Source organism: Lysinibacillus sp. ACHW1.5 (assembly GCF_022014815.1).
Taxonomy (GTDB): Bacteria; Bacillota; Bacilli; order Bacillales_A; family Planococcaceae; genus Lysinibacillus; species Lysinibacillus capsici.
Genome location: NZ_CP091777.1, coordinates 2,171,519 through 2,191,528 on the forward strand (window position 1 = coordinate 2,171,519; position 20,010 = coordinate 2,191,528).

General features: G+C 40.1%; 16 protein-coding genes and 1 other annotated feature. Of the genes, 10 read left to right on the forward strand and 6 right to left on the reverse strand.

What is annotated here, in order from left to right:
- Positions 1 to 19 precede the first annotated feature (19 nt).
- Entirely contained in the window at positions 20 to 1,255 is a 1,236-nt protein-coding gene (fabF, locus tag L6W14_RS10725) for a beta-ketoacyl-ACP synthase II (RefSeq protein WP_237900783.1), read from the forward strand.
- Positions 1,256 to 1,454: 199 nt separating this feature from the next.
- A complete protein-coding gene (locus tag L6W14_RS10730) occupies positions 1,455 to 2,201 on the forward strand; it encodes an amidohydrolase family protein (protein ID WP_237900785.1) in 747 nt (248 codons plus the stop codon).
- Positions 2,202 to 2,255: 54 nt separating this feature from the next.
- On the opposite strand, the gene L6W14_RS10735 is transcribed toward L6W14_RS10730, so the two are convergent.
- The gene (locus tag L6W14_RS10735) at positions 2,256 to 2,975 is read right to left on the reverse strand and encodes a metallophosphoesterase family protein (RefSeq protein ID WP_237900787.1); all 720 of its coding nucleotides are present in this window, start codon (positions 2,973 to 2,975) and stop codon (positions 2,256 to 2,258) included.
- Between the two features lie 129 nt (positions 2,976 to 3,104).
- Positions 3,105 to 4,709, reverse strand: coding sequence for an ABC-F family ATP-binding cassette domain-containing protein (locus L6W14_RS10740; RefSeq protein WP_004230062.1), 1,605 nt, complete (start codon positions 4,707 to 4,709; stop codon positions 3,105 to 3,107).
- Between the two features lie 595 nt (positions 4,710 to 5,304).
- Between L6W14_RS10740 and L6W14_RS10745 the strand changes: the two genes are divergently transcribed.
- A complete protein-coding gene (locus L6W14_RS10745; RefSeq protein ID WP_305799923.1) occupies positions 5,305 to 7,191 on the forward strand; it encodes an FAD-dependent oxidoreductase in 1,887 nt (628 codons plus the stop codon).
- Positions 7,192 to 7,208: 17 nt separating this feature from the next.
- Here the strand turns inward: L6W14_RS10745 and L6W14_RS10750 are convergent, their stop codons facing one another.
- Both L6W14_RS10750 and L6W14_RS10755 read right to left on the reverse strand, forming a co-directional pair.
- Positions 7,209 to 8,396 (reverse strand): MFS transporter, encoded by a 1,188-nt coding sequence (locus L6W14_RS10750; protein WP_237900967.1) that lies wholly within the window; start codon positions 8,394 to 8,396, stop codon positions 7,209 to 7,211.
- Between the two features lie 123 nt (positions 8,397 to 8,519).
- Positions 8,520 to 8,819, reverse strand: a complete 300-nt coding sequence (locus tag L6W14_RS10755) for an ArsR/SmtB family transcription factor (protein ID WP_131520404.1) — start codon at positions 8,817 to 8,819, stop codon at positions 8,520 to 8,522.
- 113 nt (positions 8,820 to 8,932) lie between these two features.
- Positions 8,933 to 9,152: a binding site (T-box leader), on the forward strand.
- Between the two features lie 44 nt (positions 9,153 to 9,196).
- On the opposite strand from L6W14_RS10755, the gene argS reads away from it, so the two are divergent.
- From argS to recQ, 4 genes are all read left to right on the forward strand, one after another.
- A complete protein-coding gene (gene argS, locus L6W14_RS10760) occupies positions 9,197 to 10,870 on the forward strand; it encodes an arginine--tRNA ligase (protein WP_237900789.1) in 1,674 nt (557 codons plus the stop codon).
- 130 nt (positions 10,871 to 11,000) lie between these two features.
- A complete protein-coding gene (locus tag L6W14_RS10765; protein ID WP_131520247.1) occupies positions 11,001 to 12,176 on the forward strand; it encodes an MFS transporter in 1,176 nt (391 codons plus the stop codon).
- Positions 12,177 to 12,430: 254 nt separating this feature from the next.
- Positions 12,431 to 13,534: a TcaA NTF2-like domain-containing protein gene (locus tag L6W14_RS10770; RefSeq protein WP_237900791.1), complete on the forward strand. Its 1,104-nt coding sequence runs from the start codon at positions 12,431 to 12,433 to the stop codon at positions 13,532 to 13,534.
- A gap of 7 nt (positions 13,535 to 13,541) precedes the next feature.
- Positions 13,542 to 15,314: a DNA helicase RecQ gene (recQ, locus tag L6W14_RS10775; protein ID WP_237900793.1), complete on the forward strand. Its 1,773-nt coding sequence runs from the start codon at positions 13,542 to 13,544 to the stop codon at positions 15,312 to 15,314.
- Between the two features lie 61 nt (positions 15,315 to 15,375).
- On the opposite strand, the gene msrA is transcribed toward recQ, so the two are convergent.
- Positions 15,376 to 15,897 carry a peptide-methionine (S)-S-oxide reductase MsrA gene (msrA, locus tag L6W14_RS10780; protein WP_081011039.1) on the reverse strand — a complete coding sequence of 174 codons (522 nt, stop codon included), beginning with the start codon at positions 15,895 to 15,897 and terminating at the stop codon, positions 15,376 to 15,378.
- 174 nt (positions 15,898 to 16,071) lie between these two features.
- Here msrA and L6W14_RS10785 point away from each other — a divergent pair, with 174 nt between their 5' ends.
- From L6W14_RS10785 to L6W14_RS10795, 3 genes are all read left to right on the forward strand, one after another.
- On the forward strand, positions 16,072 to 17,022 hold the full coding sequence (locus L6W14_RS10785) for an LCP family protein (RefSeq protein ID WP_237900795.1): 951 nt from the start codon (positions 16,072 to 16,074) through the stop codon (positions 17,020 to 17,022).
- A 64-nt stretch (positions 17,023 to 17,086) separates the two neighbouring features.
- Complete coding sequence (locus tag L6W14_RS10790) at positions 17,087 to 18,286, forward strand: AI-2E family transporter (protein WP_048392857.1); 1,200 nt, start codon at positions 17,087 to 17,089, stop codon at positions 18,284 to 18,286.
- A 103-nt stretch (positions 18,287 to 18,389) separates the two neighbouring features.
- Entirely contained in the window at positions 18,390 to 18,755 is a 366-nt protein-coding gene (locus L6W14_RS10795; RefSeq protein WP_048392856.1) for a cupin domain-containing protein, read from the forward strand.
- 55 nt (positions 18,756 to 18,810) lie between these two features.
- On the opposite strand, the gene L6W14_RS10800 is transcribed toward L6W14_RS10795, so the two are convergent.
- Positions 18,811 to 19,986: an aminotransferase class I/II-fold pyridoxal phosphate-dependent enzyme gene (locus L6W14_RS10800; protein ID WP_016992684.1), complete on the reverse strand. Its 1,176-nt coding sequence runs from the start codon at positions 19,984 to 19,986 to the stop codon at positions 18,811 to 18,813.
- Positions 19,987 to 20,010 lie beyond the last annotated feature (24 nt).

A 20,010-nucleotide genomic window follows, 5' to 3' on the forward strand; every position in this document is an offset into this window, starting at 1 on the left:
ACGAGAAGGAGCGATGTGCATGGTACGAAGAGTCGTTGTTACTGGATATGGTGTTGTTTCCCCGTTAGGTAATTCGGTATCAGCCTTATGGGAGAATATTAAGGCAGGAAAATCAGGGATTCAAAAAATTCAAGGGGAGGCATTTAGCGGCATTAATACGCAAATTGCTGGGACGAGTACGGATTTCGATGCAACGCTGTATATGGATAAAAAAGAAATCAGTAAATATGATCTATTTGTTCAATATGCTATTGCCGCGTCACAGCAGGCTTTAGAGCAAGCAAATCTAAATTTGGAACAGGTAGATAAGGAGCGTTTAGGCGTTTACATTGGCTCTGGCATTGGGGGCATTGAAACGATTTTAGAAAATCATCAAGCGATGCTCAATCAAGGGCCTAGGAAGGTGTCACCATTTATGGTGCCGATGATGATTAGCAATATGGCTGCAGGAATACTAGCAATCAAAACGGGCTTTAAAGGACCAAGCTTTTCACCTGTTTCTGCTTGTGCGACAGGAAACCAGGCAATTGGAGAAGCTTTCTTAGCGATTCGACATGGCTATGCGGATGGCATTTTGGCAGGTGGAGCAGAGGCACCCATAAATCCACTAAGCTTTGCAGGATTCTCACGTATGAAAGCTATGTCTACAAGAAATGAGGAGCCAACAAAAGCGAGCCGTCCATTTGATAGCAAACGAGATGGCTTTGTCATGTCAGAGGGGGCAGGAATCGTGTTCCTAGAGGAATATGAACATGCCAAACAAAGAGGTGCAACCATTCTTGGCGAGATAGTTGGATATGGAGTTACGACAGATGCTTATCATATTACATCACCAGATTATATGGGAGCTGCCAATGCCATGAAATTAGCTTTAAAAATGGGCGAAATTGATGTATCAGCTGTCGATTATATCAATGCACATGGCACTAGTACGCCAGAGGGAGATAAATCTGAAACAAAGGCTATTAAACACGTTTTTGGTGATCATGCCTATCAACTAAAGGTTAGCTCCACAAAATCGATGACAGGACATCTCTTTGGCGCGGCCGGTGGAATTGAAGCCATTATTACATTGAAAAGTATAATGGATGGCATTATTCCACCAACCATCAATTATGAAACACCAGATCCCGAATGTGATTTAAACTATGTTCCGAATGAGGCGCTTCATCAAGACGTTAACTTTGCGCTATCGAATGGCTTTGGCTTTGGTGGTCATAATGCTGTGCTAGCATTTAAAAAATTTGAGGAATAAGGCATTAGCTTAGCTAAAAAGAGTGGTATGAATTTAATTGTTCATACCATTTTTTACGTTTGTTTTATCAACTTGAAAAGAGAAGAAGGAACTTAAGCTAATGCAATTCAATAAGTTTTCCTTATGAGAAATAGCTAGAAATTCGTATTATAACTTATAGTTAGAGTATGGTAAATTCAAAGGTAAAGGGGGATAAATGATGCGAATCTTTGATGCACACTTTCATATCATTGACTTTAATTTTCCGATTATCGAAAATCAAGGTTATACGCCACCAAGCTATGTAGTAGAGGATTATCAAAAGGACACAGTGAGTCTCCAGATAGCGGGAGGCGCCATTGTATCAGGATCTTTTCAAGGATATGACCAAGCCTATCTTTTAAAAGCATTGAAACAACTGGGTCCCACGTTTTGTGGGGTAACGCAATTACCTAATACGGTCACGGATGATGAAATTGTACATTTACATAACAATGGGGTACGGGCATTACGCTTTAATAGTAGACGAGGTGGCTCAGAGGATTTATCACAGTTAGAAACCTTTGCACGACGGGTTTATGATTTGGTGGGCTGGCATAGTGAATTATATATCGATGCGAAGGAAATACCGGAGATAGCCTCGACAATTGAAGCATTACCAGCCATCTCCATCGATCATTTAGGGTTGTCGGAAGAAGGGCTGCCACATTTATTAAAGCTTGTTGATAAGGGAGTACGTGTCAAGGCGACTGGCTTTGGTCGTGTGGAGCTGGATGTGAAGCATGCTTTACAAGCGATTTATAATGCTAATCCAGATGCCCTCATGTTTGGAACAGATTGCCCGTCTACAAGAGCTAAACGACCTTTTAATTATGGGGATGTGGAATTGATTCAACAGCTATTCGATCAACAGGCTGCTGATAAAATCCTCTACAAGAATGCGCTGCAATGGTATTTCCAGCGTTGAATATAAAAAAGAATCCATGCTGGCATGAAAATGGATTCTTTTTTAATGACGGGGCTAAACATTTCGATAGTTGGCAAACATAATTTCATTATAATACTGATCTAATTGAGGCATACCTAGCTCTTTTGCGATCATTAGCTCAGCCTCTCGGTCATATGCTACTCTAATAAATTGGATGGCATTGTTTGACTGTGTTCCATCTAGAATGGCATAGGAAGCAGAAGTTAGGTCAAGTGAATTACCAACACTCCCTACATTACAAAGAATTCCTTGTTTATATGTATGTAAAAAAGTTGTATGGATATCGCCATAGAACACAATATCAGGATGTTTCTTGTAATGGCTTGAATTGGTTACTGCAGTATTCTCAAACATAGATAAACGCTTTTCAAGTGGATGATTTGGTAGGATACGTTCAAATTCACTTCTTGGAGAAGCATGGAAAAATCTTATGAGCTGTTCATTTAATTCAAGATCAATATGGAAGGGTAATGACCCGAGATATTGATAGTCTTTTGCTGTTAATCGATCTTTAAACCATTGGAGAAAATCATTGTCAGTAGGGGATTGAATAAATACGTCCCAATTGCCTCGTACGACTTGTTCACAATTCTGTTGGATAAGTTCTATACAGGCAGATCCTTGAGGGCCCTTGCCGATTAAATCACCTAAACAAAAAATTCTGTCAATCTTTCTTAAGCGAATGTCTTTTAATACGGCCTCTAATGCCGTTTTATTCCCATGAATATCTGATATAATTGCAATTTTCTTCACGAAGATTACCCCCTCATTAATGCTATACTATATAATTCAATAAAAATCCTTTTAATCCTTTAAAAACTATATAAACACAAAAGACAAAAAAATCCTCTACCCACTATGGGTAGAGGATTTTTGTAAAGCTTAGCTTAAGCCTTGGCTATCTTTCCACTCTAGGAATTCATCATATGTTAACTGCTTATCTAAAATAGAGCCGTCTTCACGGATTTCGATGACACGGTTCGCAATTGTTTGGATGAACTGATGGTCATGTGATGTGAAAATCATTGCGCCTTTGAAACGAATTAAGCCTTCGTTCAATGCTTGAATAGATTCAAGGTCAAGGTGGTTCGTAGGTTCATCTAATAAAATAACATTTGCTGTCGCAAGCATCATTTTCGATAGCATACAACGTACCTTTTCGCCCCCGGAAAGAACAGCAGGGGATTTCTTCACTTCTTCACCAGAGAACAGCATACGTCCTAGGAAACCACGTAGGAAGCTTTCTGTTTCATCGTCTGGAGAATATTGACGTAACCATTCTACTAATGTTTTTTCAGAACCTTCGAAGTACTTGTCATGATCGTTTTCGAAGTAGCTTTGAGATGTCGTTACACCCCATTTAAATGTGCCAGCATCCGCTTCTTTTTCTTCCATTAATATATCAAGAAGTGCTGTTTTCGCCATTGGGCTACCAAGTAAAACAATTTTATCTTCTTTGTTCATCGAGAAGCGCATGTCCTTGAATAGTGTTTCGCCTTCATGACTTGCTGTTAGACCGTCTACTGTTAGGACATCATTACCAATTTCACGGCCGATTTGGAAGTTGATAAATGGATATTTACGGCTTGATGGCTTAATATCATCCAGCTCAATTTTATCCAGCATTTTTTTACGAGATGTTGCTTGCTTCGATTTAGATGCATTGGCAGAGAAACGTGCGATAAACGCTTGTAATTCTTTAATTTTCTCTTCTTTTTTCGCATTTTGGTCTTGTGCCATTTTTTGCGCCAATTGAGAAGATTCATACCAGAAATCATAGTTCCCTACATATAATTGGATTTTAGAGAAGTCCAAATCCGCAATATGTGTACATACTTTGTTTAGGAAGTGACGGTCATGGGATACAACAATAACTGTATTCTCAAAGTTAATTAGGAACTCTTCCAGCCACTGAATTGCCTTTAAGTCAAGGTGGTTGGTAGGCTCATCGAGTAATAGCACATCAGGTTGACCAAACAGTGCCTGTGCCAGTAAAACTTTGACTTTGTCAGAACCTTCAAGATCGCCCATTAGCATGTAATGAAGATCATCGGAGATACCTAAACCGTTTAATAGTGTAGCCGCTTCTGAATCAGCTTCCCAACCGTTTAGCTCTGCAAATTCACCTTCTAACTCTGCAGCTCGCATGCCATCCTCATCTGAGAAATCTTCCTTTGCATAGATAGCGTCTTTTTCTGTTTTTACGTCATATAGGCGCTTATTCCCCATAATAACTGTGTCGAGCACTGTATGCTCATCGTATTCGAAGTGGTTTTGTTTCAGGACTGATAAACGTTCGTCCTTACCCATTGATACATTTCCTTCCTGCGCTTCAATTTCACCAGAAAGGATTTTTAAAAATGTTGATTTACCAGCACCATTTGCCCCAATTAAACCGTAGCAATTGCCTGGTGTGAATTTTATATTTACGTCTTCAAATAGTTTACGATCGCCATAGCGAAGACCTACATTACTAACTTGAATCATGCAAGTTCCTCCTTTTTTCACAATGGCTCTAGTATAGCATGAAATATGTTCCATAGTCTATAAACATTATTAAATCAAGGTTTGGCGTTCTTTCCGCATTTTTTGTTAAACATAAACTGAATAAAGATACAATAAAAAAGTTAAATTTGGTGTAACTTTCTTTGAGAGTAAGGCGTCTATATTGTAGTGTGATTAACTATTTTTGAAAAAGAATAGAAAAATGACATCATTTACCACGGGGATTTTAGTTGCTTATTCACAAAGGTTTCGGCTAGAATGATTCTGACTGTTTATATGTCAAGTAAATCATCACTGGTGCCCACAAGCCCATCCCCGTTTTGAATGCCAGCTATTCGTGGCTCTTTCATTTATACTAGATAGATGTTGCTAAAGTTAGACGAAAAACATCACAATCCTCATAAATGATTTCATTCATTTTTCTTGATGATAATTTCATATAAGAATGCTGTAAGCTAAAGAATTAGTCGTTGTTGGTATTGATATGCCTGCGTTCAACTAGGACATTCAGCCCTTGTGGCGGGAATGATGATTAAATAAACACATCGATGGAAATTTTAACAATTGGAGGTATATTATGGGTAAGGGCTTATTATGGACAGCCACTTGTGTAATAGTAGTTTTACTTGGGTTTGGTAGCTACTATTTTATTAAAGAAATAACAAACTCTATGGCATACAATAAATTAGTAGATGAGTATAAAAAGCCAGAACCAATTGAACATATAGAGGAAGAATATGATGTTATTGTCATCGGTGGTGAACCAGAGGGTGTGGCTGCGGCTGTGGCTGCGGCTCGAAATGGTGCGAAAACATTGCTAGTCGAAAAACGACAAGAGTTAGGTGGATTATTTACATATGGTATGCTGAATTTCCTCGACATTCCTCGTAATGGCCGTAACAACTCGATTAGTGAGGGAATATTTAAGGAATGGCATGAGCTTGTTAGAGGGAATGACGCTTTTGGCATTGTAGGTGCCAAGGCAGCCTTTAAAAAGCTGATCGATGAAGAGCCCAACTTAACGTTATCCGTGCAAACCGAGGTTGTGAAAGCAAATGTCAAACAACAACAATTAACGTCTGTGGAATTAAAAAATGAGTACGGTACATATGTTGTGACGGGGAAATCATTCATAGATGCTACACAGGATGCTGATTTTGCTGCTTTGTCGGGCGTACCTTTCTTTGTAGGTGGCGAAGATATTGGCATAAAAGATAAGCGCATGGCCGTGACTTTAATGCTACATCTAAAAAATGTCAATTGGGATGAAGTAAAAAAAGCGGCTAATTCCGGTGTATTTGGCGGTGCTAATTTAAATCATACGGTGATGTGGGGCTTTACAAAGCTGCATGATGAATACAAGCCATTACAAGAGGGCACAAGATTACGAGGGTTAAACTTAGCTCGTGTAGATGATGAATATTTCATCAATGCTTTACAGATTTTTGGTATTGATGGTTTGAATGAATCCGCCAAACAAGCGGCCATTGTCGCTGGGAAGAAAGAAACGTTACACATTCTAAAATATTTACAAACAAACTTCCCAGGGTTTGAAAAGGCTGAAATTGTCAGCTATCCAGAAGAACTCTACGTCCGAGAAACAAGACATATTTGGGCAGAGTATCAATTACCAATGGCAGACCTGTGGAAAAATAGTGATCAGTGGGATAGCATTGGCATTGCCTCTTATCCAGTCGATGTGCAAGCGCAAACGCCTCATGATTATGGCTATGTGATCGCTGCACCAAAGCAATATGCTATTCCTTTCCGTTCGTTAGTACCGAAGGATATTGATGGCTTACTGGTTGTCGGACGCTCTGCTGGTTATTCATCACTTGCAGCTGGTAGTGCACGTATTGTTCCAACAGGGATGGTAACAGGTGAAGCGGCTGGGACTGCGGCTGCTCTTATACAGAAGCACGATGTAACCTTTAGAGACATGAGTAAGGATAAACCATTAATCGCTACATTACGAAAGCAATTGGCTAAACAAGGTGCCTATGTTGATTCATTTTCAATTGAGTATCCATATCAAGGAGAATGGTATGATGAAGCCATTCAAACGCTCATTAATTACGGCCTTGTAGTAGGCGGCTATGATAATGACCTAAAAGTAAACAGTAAGGCGACGAAAATAAAGTTTGCTAAAATGTTAAAAGAGAGTATGCTACGTGCTGGTGGAGAAAGTGCATCAGGAATGAAGGATCAGCTCGAAATTGTCATCAATAAAGTTTATAATCAAGGCGATGAAGCCATTGAGCGAGATGAGCTAGCCCAGTATTTGGCTGATGTTCTCATCGGTGAATCCAATGCGACAAGCTGGGATACATTAGTAGAAAAAGGAATGGTCACGGAGAAAGTAGCGAAGAAAGTCTCTGACAATAAGGAATTAAAATTAAAAGAGATGTATGCGATTATGGCTGATGTGATTCATTATGTAGAAAAGAAACACTCCTCTTCTTGAGGAATGTTTCTTTTTTTCTATTGTCCATCCTTTTGATCCAATTGATAGCTTATATATGTTAGCACTGAAGCTATGAGTGCTAAAATTCCACCAGCCCATGAAAGTTTGTCTAGACTACCCGTGGCAACGACAATCCCACCAATTGCAGCCCCTAATGCAATGCCCACATTAACGGCTACAGGGGTTAACGAGGATGCAAAGTCTTTGGCAGACGGGGAATACCTTTCTGCTAGATCCATGAAGTATAGTTGAACAGTTGCATTCACAGCATAAAGCATGATAGCCATTAACATAATACTCGTGAGTCCCAGCCATGTGGAGGACATCGTGAAATAGAGGGTAAATAAGATAATGGCCTGAAAGATGAATGTATAACGCAATTTACTAAGACCATTATGTTGAGCGATCTTGCCAGCTAAAAGATTACTAAAGATCGAAAAAAAACCATAGATTAAGAGAACAATACTTATATATTTCGTATCAATCCCAAGTTTGTTTTCTAAAATTGGCGTAATAAAAGTATAGATTGTGTATGTTCCAGCAATCGTAAAAACAGGAATGAAGAATGCTAGAATGATTTTAGGTTGCTTAAATAAACTTAATTGGTCTGATAGCGAACCTTTTGTTCCTTTACTATTCCGAGGTAGCACAAAGAGGCTGATGACAAAGGCAATCCCTCCTAATAGAGCCGTTAACCAGAATGTCATATGCCAATTACTCCATTGACCCACCATCGTTCCTAGCGGTACACCCATAACGTTGGCAATGGTAAAACCAGCAAATATTAAGGCAATGATAGAGGATCTTTTTTCCTTTGGCATATTATCATTTGCTAAAGACATAGATAATGCTGTTAGCACACCGCTGACAACAGCCGTAACAACTCTAGAAGTCATTAAAATACCATAGGAACTAGCTAAGGCACTTACTATATTTCCAAGTATAAAGATAGCAATGAACAGTAACATGAGTGGATATTTTGCAAATCTACTAACAAAACCGGTTAAGATAGGTGTACCAATGGCATAGGCAATCGCAAATCCAGAAACTAAGGAACCAGCAGTGGCGATGGTAATGCCTAAATCTGTCGAAACCTCTGTTAATAATCCTACAATGACAAATTCACTTGTTCCCATGACAAAAGTTAATAATGTTAAGGTAAAGGCTAAAATTTTATGTTTATGACTAAGTGTATTTTCTTTCATCAAATAATGCTCTCCTTTTATATTTATATATCGAGAATAATCGATATATTATTCGAAACCTAATCAATATAGCGTATCTATTTATCGTGAATAATCGATATAATAACTAAAACAGAAACCCAATTAATCATTTTGGGTATCTGAGACAAGAAACGAAGCAATTTGATGAATCGTTTCTTCTTTTAATTTATAATACGTCCATTGACCATGACGAAAAGATTCGAGAAGTCCAGCTTTTTGCATCATATTTAAGTAGTGAGAAACGGTTGATTGAGAAGTTTTAGCTTTCTCTTGAATATCACCAACACACACGCCTCCTTCGATACTCACTTTTGGGAAATGTTTCTCAGGTTCCTTCAACCACTGTAAGATGTTTAGCCTCGTCTCGTTTGATAACGCTTTGAAAATTTCAATTGGTTCCATATGACGATAATATATCGAATTATCTCGATATGTCAATTGCTAAGTACCGTCATTTTACAGTAAAAATGGTTGACGCCAATAAGGAAGTCCGGTAATATATGTAAAAATCATAGAAAAATTCGATGAAAAAGAGAGTAATTGATGGGATGACTGGCAAGCGAGTTAGGGATGGTGTGAGCCTAATGCAGGGACCATGAATGAAGCGCACTTTGGAGAAGATTCTCGAACAAGTAGTAGAGAATAGCGGGGCGTCACCTCGTTAACAATGGAAAGTGGTCATGTCACATGGCAACTAGAGTGGTACCACGGGATTATCATGCTCTCGTCTCTAATTTTAGAGGCGAGGGCTTTTTTATTTGAACAGGAGGAGGAGCAAGATGAATCAACAAATCGCCGACAGTTTAGCAGTTGCATTAAAACAACAAATAATAGGAGAGGACATATTGTCATTATTAGAAAAACCCAAAAGCTTGGAGCTAGGGGACGTAGCCTTTCCATGCTTTACTCTAGCAAAAGTGTGGAAAAAATCACCGCAGAGTATCGCAGCACATATAGCAAGTCAATTAAATCATGACAGTATCGAGCGTGTGCAAGCTGTTGGTGGCTATGTCAATATTTTTCTCGATCAACAAAAGGTGACGCAGCAGGTGTTACGCAAGATTCTGCACGACAAGCAACTATATGGTACTACTCCAACAAAGATGGGAACGGTCGTCTTAGATTTTTCCTCTCCTAATATCGCCAAGCCTTTCTCGATGGGACATTTACGTTCAACGGTCATCGGCAATGCCTTAGCAAATATTGCAGAAAAAAATGGCTATCAAGCCATTCGTATCAATCATTTAGGGGACTGGGGTACACAGTTTGGCAAGCTTATTGTTGCTTATCAGCTTTGGGGTGATAAAGAGGCTATTTCAGCGTCACCGATAGAGGAGTTATTAAAGATTTATGTGAAGTTTCATGAAGAGGCAGAGCAAGACCCCACGCTCAATGAACAGGCTCGTGCCGCCTTTAAAGCATTGGAGGACGGTAATGAAGAGGCGCAGGCATTATGGCAATGGTTCCGAGATGTATCATTCGTAGAATTTCAAACAATATATGAACTATTAGGAATTCATTTTGATGCCTTTATAGGTGAAGCCTTTTACAATGACAAAATGCCGTCCGTTGTAACAGAATTAGAAGAAAAAGGGCTCCTTGTGGAATCAGAAGGAGCGTATGTTGTGGAGATGGAGGAGATGCCTTCATGTTTAATAACAAAAACGGATGGAGCCACGCTTTATGCGACGCGTGATTTAGCAGCAGCCCTGTATCGCCAACAGCACTACCAGCCGCAAAAGATGTTCTACGTTGTTGGCAATGAGCAGTCCCTCCACTTTAAACAACTTTTTCAGGTAATCGAAAAAATGGGCTATCCTTGGGCAAAGAATCTGCAGCATGTGTCATTTGGCATGATGCTGAAGGATGGTAAAAAAATGTCGACGCGTAAAGGCAAAGTGGTGTTATTAGCTGATGTACTAGCAGAAGCTATAGCGACTGCACAGCGTAATATGGAGCAGAAAAACCCTTCTCTACCTAACAAAGAGCAAGTCGCAAAGCAAGTGGGGGTTGGAGCGGTAATTTTTAATGATTTAAAATCCCATCGTCTAAACGATATTGAATTTTCAATCGAGCAAATGATGAATTTTGAAGGCGAAACAGGGCCATATGTACAGTATACATATGCACGTATTTGCTCTATTTTAGATAAAAAGAAAGCTCCGACTCAAGCTATGCTATTCAAATCTTTAGGTGAGCAGGCTTGGCCAATTATCTTATTACTAGAACAGTTTCCTAAAACGGTAGCTATGGCTTTTGAGCAGGCTGATCCGTCCCAAATAGCAAAATATGTCTTACAACTGGCACGTTTATTCAATAAATATTATGCACAGTACAAAATATTAGCAGATGATGAACAGCAGGCATCTCGTCTTGCACTATGCCAGAGTGTTGCTATTGTTTTAAAAGAGTCATTAGCCTTATTAGGTATTGAGTCACCTGAAAATATGTAAGAAGCATTAGCCATTTAAAGTCAGACTGTCCAATCATTGACCATCCATCGAAAACATGATAAAAGGATAGAGGAATCCATGCAAGCTTTTCATAAATGAAGGCTGCGTAATAATAGAGAGGATCAAACAAATGGCTAAAAAACATTGGACCGTATCACTCACCTTCGTGGTCATTAGTATATTTTTTGTCGCTCTTAATATGAGGCCAGCTGTCACGGGAATAGGACCGCTTTTTAATGTCCTCATGACGTCCTTACATGTCTCGAATACAAGCATGAGCTTTCTCACAGCTATCCCCGTTTTTTGTATGGGATTATTTGCACCTTTAGCTGTCCCGCTTCAGCGAAAAATGGGCACGAAATCAGCTATCACCCTTTTAGTGGCTATCCTTGTCGTCGCGAATGGGCTACGCTTTTTCCAAGCAAGTTATCTCTTGCTCATCGTGACAAGCTTTGCGGCAGGCTTAGCGATTGCAATGATTGGTCCTATTCTAAATGCTTATATTAAGAAAAAGTTTCCAGAACGCTTTACGACAGTAGTCGGTATCTATTCATTCGGTATTGGCGTTGGGGCTACTTTAAGTGCAGCCTTAACCGTGACTTTTTATCAGGGTTTCAGTAATAGCTGGACAATCGCCCTTGGCATGTGGTCAATCCTTGCTATAGTTGCTCTCGTTATCTGGCTAGCGGCAATTCCATCCGAACACAACGAGCAGCTCCAACAAGTAACTGCGTCAGAAGATGTCCGTAATCCGTGGACATCTAGACGTGCCTGGGTAATTTTACTGTACTTTGGTTTACAAACATCACTCTTTTTCTCTATCATGTCATGGCTTACCCCGCTATTACAGGATAAAGGCCTGTCATTAGAGGCATCCAGTGCCATGCTAACAATTATGTCTATTGTACAAATGATAGGGAATATGGCCGTACCGATTCTCATGGAAAAATGGCCAAATCGAATGGTCTGGCTACTAGTGTTTAGCTTTGTTGGCGTGATTGGATTTATGCTACTCTGGCTGACAGCGGGTATTTACCTATGGCTGGCTGTTTTATTAATTGGTATTGTGCTAAGTGGGCTATTTCCAATCGGACTATTGTTGCCTCTTGATGAAGCCAAAAATGATCAGGAGGCCACTAGCTGGTCATCTATGGTGCTGGCAGGTGGCTTTATGGTAAGTGCCATTATCCCCATTCTAATAGGTGTTTGCTATGACTTAACTGGCAACCATACATGGACGTATCTGATCTTTGTATTGTTAATGCTCGGCATTCTAGTAACGACAGGACTATTAAGAAAAAAATGATTGTAAGAGACATGTGTCAGGTTGCACATGTCTTTTTATGTGAAAATTATTTTGAGGGTATGATATCCTTCCATCCTCACAGCAAATTTTGTCTTCCATCAATATTAATGGGTAGAAAGAAATGACTTTAGGGAAGTTGCTGCATTTTTCTAATATTAATTTTCCAATAATAATATTATGTAAACTTGAAACATTACTAGTCCTTGATTATGATAGAGAAGAGAGAATGTAGAATAGAAAGTTTTGGTGAAGGTATGTATAAAAAAGTGCTCATTTTAGGAGCGACAGCTTTTCTTGTAGCAGGCTGTGACAGTCAAATAGGGACAGGATGGTTTCAAAATAAAAAGGCAGAGGTAGAATCAGAGGGAGCTGTAACGAAGCAACAGGAAAAAATTGTCCCAGAGGTCAAAGTAATTGGAGAATATGGTGTTGGAGCAGGCATTATTATCAGGCAGCAGGATGATCAACTGTATATTTTAACGAATGGTGCACTAGTGGCATCCAAACCAACTGCCCTCGTTCAATTTGGACAGGACAAGCTGGTAGCAGCGACTATTCATGTCATGTCAACAGCCTATAATATGGCCCTGCTACGAGTAACCTATCAAGCGGATGTGCAAGTGCCTAATTTATATGAAGGTGAGCTAAATCATCTGGCTGTTTATGTGAATGGCTTACCCTATACAATTCAAAAATACCAAGATAAAGTAGCGGCTTATTATATAAAAGCGGAACAATCGATACCACTAGGAAGCCCTGTCATGGAGGCTGAAAACGGAGCCATTGTCGGGTTATATGTTAATCGACAACAGCAAGGAGCATCGCAGCCATACATATTGCCTATAAAGGAATTCCAAGCATCCATCGATGAATGGATTGAGGAGGGCATGACAGCCAGTGTACGACTTTCCCAATCGAAAAACTTATACCCCTATATTGAACAAGGGGATAAAGAAGCTGTACAGCAAGCAATCGAACAATATGGAGAAAATATATTTGCGTATAATACCGATGAAATTATGCTATTTTTAGATACGTTTCACAAGTATTTAAAGGGGGCTGTGACAACCCAGGATGCAAGTGTTTTGAAACCGATTGTCGGGACAGAGGCTATACAGGAAACCTTGGCTAGTATGGTTGCCTATTATGCTTCCAAGCAAGCCAAAATTCATTTCTCAAACACGGATATTCAGGCAATTCGTGTAGAGGGACAGCGTCTTATCGTACAGGCTAAAACGGAATATATCCTGACGAATGCTGCTGGACAGGAGGCACTTGCCTACTCCAACATGTTGTATGAGTTAGAAAAAAATGAACAGGGCGAGTACAAGCTACTTGGTCTCACAAACAAGGAGTGAATTTTGCATGGAGCAAGCTAGACAAATGCTACAGCATCATTTTGGCTATGATACCTTTCGGCAAGGACAAGCCCAGATTATTGAACAAACATTACGAGGGCAGTCAAGTCTTTGTGTCATGCCAACAGGTGGAGGGAAATCCATTTGCTATCAAATTCCAGCGCTAATGCTTGAGGGGTTAACCATCGTGATTTCGCCACTGATTTCACTGATGCAAGATCAGGTGGAGGCTTTACGTACAGCAAATATTCCAGCAGCCTATATTAATAGTACGCTGACGGCACAGGAAGTGGATGAAACCATGCAGCTTGCTAGTGCGGGTTATTTAAAGCTCCTCTATATTGCACCTGAACGACTGGAAAGTACTACGTTTCTTCAAGCATTGTCGTATTTATCTGTCCCATTACTTGCGATTGACGAGGCTCATTGTATATCGCAATGGGGGCATGATTTTAGACCAAGCTATCGTTCGATCCACAAGCTTTTTACGCTATGGCCCCAAAAACCCACTGTTTTAGCGCTGACAGCTACTGCAACGCCAACGGTTTGTGATGATATTCGTCAATTGTTAGCGATTGATGAGCAGGCAACGGTCATGACAGGCTTTTCACGTGAGAATTTGGCACTTTCGGTGTTAATTGGTGAAAATAAAGAACGTTATGTAAAAAATTATGTTCAACAAAATAAACAGGAAGTGGGCATCATTTATGCAGCTACTCGAAAAGCTGTGGATGCCATTTATGATGTGCTGAGTCGCTCTGGTGAAGACGTTGCGAAATATCATGCAGGTCTATCAGAGAATTTAAGAATGGCTGAGCAGGAGCGGTTTTTAAAAGATGAGGCACGTATCATGGTGGCAACGAATGCTTTTGGTATGGGGATTGATAAAAGTAATGTGCGCTTTGTGTTGCATTATCAAATGCCTCGTAATATGGAGAGCTATTACCAGGAAGCGGGCCGTGCTGGTCGAGATGGTCTGCCAAGTGCTTGTATTTTATTGTATGCTTCAGGGGACGTTCAAACACAGCGTTTTCTTATCGAACAGTCACAGGATGAGGCTCGTATTACACAGGAGCTAGCTAAACTACAAACAATGGTCGATTATTGCCATACTGAGGGCTGCCTACAGAATGCGATTTTAGCGTATTTTGGAGAAGTTGAGGAGGAGCCATGTGGGCGTTGTAGTAACTGTATTGACGGGCGAGCAGTGACAGATGTGACAGAGGATGCGCAAAAGGTGCTGGCCTGTGTTGTGCGTATGGGACAAAAATTCGGGAAGACCATGGTGGCACAGGTGCTAATTGGCTCTAAAAATCAAAAGATCGCTGAATTTGGCTTTGCCCGTTTATCGACCTATGGCATTTTAAAAGGACAATATACCTCAAAGGATGTCTCCAACTTTATCGAATTTTTAATTGCAGAGGGCTTGCTGGCTGTGAAGCACGGTACATTCCCTACAATTTATGTATCTGCTGAAGGCAAGGAAGTGCTGCTTGGCAATCGACAGGTCATGCGTAAGGAAGCTGTCACAGTGAAGAAGCTGGTGGATAATGATCCATTATTTGAACACTTACGGGTATTACGCAAAGAGATTGCCGACGAGGAAAAGGTCCCACCATTTGTTGTATTTTCTGATAAAACGTTACGTGAATTATGTGATAATAGACCAACTGTACTGGAGGATTTACGACAGGTGAGTGGTATAGGCGAAGTAAAATATGAGAAGTATGGTCAACGCTTCTTTGACGCACTACAATCGTTTTTAGAAGCCTCTGTTTAATAAATTTGTTGCTATTGTATAAAAGAGAGGTGTCCCACAAGCTGGAGACACCTCTTTTATATTATTTTTCCCAATGCTTTGCAATGAACGTATCACGCCCAGAAACGGCACGGTCTTGCTGATAGTGTGCTGTCTCTTTTTTATAATAATCCTGGTGATAATCCTCTGCTGGATAAAAGCGTTCAGCATCGCGAATTTTGGTTACAATAGGTTTATCAAAGCGTCCGCTATTGGCAAGCTTTTCTTTCGATGCCTCTGCGATTTGCTTTTGCTCATCTGTATAGGTAAAGATTGCTGTAGTATAGGATTCACCACGGTCATGGAACTGTCCATACGCATCTGTCGGGTCAATTTGCATCCAATAAATATCAAGGAGCTGCTCATAACTAAAAATAGCAGGGTCGAATTCGATTTCGACTACTTCTAAATGACCTGACGTTCCTTTTTTGACATCTTCATAGGTTGGGTTTTCTAAGTGGCCACCCATATAGCCTGAAGTGACTTTATGTATACCGTCCCACTCGACAAATGGCTTGACCATACACCAGAAACAGCCGCCAGCAAATGTCGCTTTTTCTATCATTTGAATCATCCTTTCTTTTGTGAAAATATTATAGCATTGTTTTACGCCAAACTGTGCAAATGGGTGTAAAATAACGTTTAGATAGAAAAACATGGAATAGATCCTTTTTATAATGAAACTTTCTAGCTAATCAATCGTTACATTAACTATATCAAAATAGAGGAGTTAGTTGTTATGGAAGAGCAAGATTATACGAGACGCTCCCAACGTCCTAAAAAGCGTCGATTACGTAAAGGGAGAGCATTTTTTACACTATTACTATTGTGTATCATTGTGATTGTCGGCTATTCGGTCATTCAATATCGCAGCGGGCTTGAGCTAGCCAACGACACCAAAGTTGCACAGGAAGATTTTTCGGGTGATAGCATCAAAGGGGATATCGAAAACTATTTGATTTTAGGGGTCGATACACGTGGAGAGGAAAAATCACGGACTGATACAATGATGGTATTATCCTGGAATAAAGCAAACAACGACATTAAACTCGTATCCTTTATGCGCGATATTTACGCAGATATTCCAGGCTATCAATCCTATAAGCTTAATACAGCTTACTACCTAGACGGTGTTCAGCTATTAAAGGATACATTGACAAATATGTTTGGCCTACCGATTCATCATTATGCACTAATTGATTTTAAAAACTTTGAATCCTTAGTGGATATTTTAGCGCCAAATGGTGTGGAAATGGATGTTGAAAAGGACATGTCTGAAAATATTGGGGTAGAGTTAAAGCAAGGTGTTCATCGTTTAAATGGACAGGAGTTACTAGGTTATGCGCGTTTCCGTCATGATGCAGAAGGAGATTTTGGGCGTGTTGCACGTCAGCAAAAAGTGATTGAGGCATTAAAAACAGAGTTATTAACGCCTACGAATATGTTGCATTTACCAAAATTTGTTGGTGCGGCACAGGGCTATATCACAACAGATTATTCATCTACTGAGGAAATGCAGCAAGTACTTAAATTGCTATCAAAGGGCAAGGTAAACATTGAGAAAGCAACCATCCCTATCGAGGGTAGCTATCAATTCCAAAACTTTAGCCATGCGGGCGATTCTATTGTCATCGATGTGGAGCAAAACAAAGCCTTTTTAAGTGATTTTTTAGGTATTTCACTAGAGTGATGTTTCGCAAAAACCAGCATTATCCTGTAATATAAAGGGAGAGCATTTGGATTGGGGTGGATATATGGAAAAAGAGAGACCAAAAGAGCGTTCAAGCCTGTTAGCAACCAAGTTTATTCGTTTTTTAGGTGGTAGAAACCTATTATTTACACTGGTAATTTTATTACTGGTGGCATGTGTTATTTTTATGTTTAATCAAGTTTCCTTTATCTTTACCCCGCTACAAGTTTTATTTGAAGTAGTCATTTTACCAGGGGTACTAGCCGTCATTGGCTACTATTTATTACGCCCATTGCTGGCGATTCTAGTACGATGGCGCATTCCAAGAATATGGGGTATTTTAATCCTCTATATTGCGGTCATTGGTGTCATTACGTTACTTGTGGTGCTAGTCTATCCGTTTTTACGCGATCAGTTCACGAATTTAGCACAGGAATTCCCAGAGTACTTCATGGCATTTACACAAAACATTGTAGAATTCCTAAATCATTCACGTTTTAATGAGTACTTAGATAAAATTAGTTTTAATTTTGATGAAGTTTTGAATAACTTCACAACGGATATGGTAAAAACAGTGAAGGATATGGCGACCAATGTAGCACAGGGTGTGGCATCTGGTATTACCGGCTTCCTTTCAACGTTAACAGGTATTGTGCTATCACTTGTAACGGTGCCATTCATCCTGTTTTATTTACTAAAAGAGGGCGAAAAATTACCGAAATTTATGCTGAAAGTGTGCCCACCACGTATGCGTAAAGAGGTAACTGACATTTTCCATGACATGGACAAGCAAATTAGTTCGTACATACAGGGACAGATTTTAGTATCCATGTGTATTGGGGCAATGGTGACGATTGGCTTCTTAATTATTGGCATGAAGTATGCTTTATTGCTCGGCTTCCTTGCCATGATTACAAGTGTGGTGCCCTATTTAGGACCCGTTATTGCGATTACACCAGCAGTCATTATCGCTCTTGTTACATCCCCATTGATGCTGATTAAGCTGGCAATTGTATGGACAATCGTTCAGTTAATCGAAGGAAAGTTCATTTCACCGCAAATTATGGGGAAATCACTCAGTATTCACCCGATTACGATTATCTTTGTACTATTAACGGCAGGCTCCTTATTTGGTGTCCCAGGCGTTATTTTAGGGATTCCGGGCTATGCAATCTTTAAGGTACTTGTCACGCATTTATTCAAGCTCTTTAAGCAGCGCTATAATCGCTACGAAGATGACGTTCATCAAAAATATGATATCTAATAAACGACCAGCTACTGCTAGCAACGCAGTAGCTGGTTTTTGCTGTAGAAAACGGCATTATGCTATTCTAGTAGTAGAGAGTCAAAGCAAGGGGGAAAAGGAAATGGCATACATACCGATTAATTTTCAAGAGAAACTGGCTAAATTTCAAGAGCATTGGTCTCCAAAGGTCATTGCTGAAATGAATGATTATCAATTCAAACTCGTCAAAGTTCAGGGGGATTTTGTTTGGCATAAGCATGAGGATACGGATGAGGTATTTATCGTCCTTGAGGGGCAATTAATCATCGAATTCCGAGATGGCCAGGTAAGCCTGCGTGCAGGAGAGATGTTTGTGGTCCCACGCAATGTGGAACATAAACCCTTTGCAGCTTCGGAGTGTAAAATTCTGCTTGTAGAGCCAATGGGTGTCGTAAATACAGGTGAAGAGCAATCAGAGCTTACCGCTGAAAATGATGTGTGGATTTAACCTTCATAGAAAAACCCTTCCAACAAAATGTTAGAAGGGTTTTTACATGGACTAATTATTGCTTTGCTAATAATTGTACTTTTGCTAAGCGATCCACGGCTTCTTGTAGAAGTTCCTTTGGTTGAACTAATGCTAAACGTAAATAGCCTTGTCCAGCTGTACCAAATACGGTTCCTGGAACTGTGACAACGCCTACTTGTTCAATCAATTGAAAGGCTAATTCTGTGCAATCGATAGCATAGGGATATTTAGCCCATACGAACATTCCACCATCAGAGGGTGCTGCTTCCCAGCCTAAAGCTTGTAAGCCATTCATCAGCGTTTTATGGCGCTCTGAGAAAGTGGCACGTAAGCTTTCCGTAATTTCCTCAGCGTTATCCAATGCTACGACAGCCGCATCCTGAATAGGCTCGAAAATACCGAAATCTAAATTTGATTTTAATTGCTTAATAACAGCGATCATTTCTGCATTTCCTGCGATATAGGCAATACGCGTTCCAGCAAGGCTAAAGCTTTTAGAGAGGGAGTTAATCTCCATACCGACCTCTTTTGCTCCTGGTGCAGCTAGGAAGCTAATAGGGCCATCTCCCGTAAAATAGAACTCTGAATAGGCAGCATCATGGAGGACGATGATATTATACTTTTTAGCAAAGGCGATGACTTTTTCAAAGTATGCTAATGACGGCATCGCTGGTACAGGATTTCCTGGTAAGTTTAAAATCAATAACTTTGCTTTCTGTGCAATTTCTTCTGGTACAGCGTCTAAATCAGGTAAATAATCGTTGTCGGCTGTTTGAGGCATGTAATAAGGTGTTGCGCCAGCTAAGTGAATCCCTGCGTCATACGCTACATAAGCTGGGTTTGTGGATAAGACGATGTCTCCTGGATCACAAAAAGCAATTGGTAAATGCACTAAGCCTTCTTGCGAACCAATTGTTTGAATAATTTCTGTCGCGGGATCTAGATCAACATTACTACGACGCTTATAGTAGCGACTCACCGCGTCATAAAAACGCTGTGTGCCAGTCAGTGTATAGCCATAAGACTCGGCTAAACCTGCACGATAGGAAAGATGCTCACGTATTTTGGCATGCGGAGGAAGATCAGGGCTGCCTAAGCTTAAGTCAATTAAGGTCATGCCCTTTGCTTGCTGCTCTCGAGCAAAATTTTTCAAATCTCCGAAAATTGCTGGTGTAAATAATGACATTTTTTTAGATGGTACGATTTTCAAAACTAGTACACTCCTTGTAGTTGT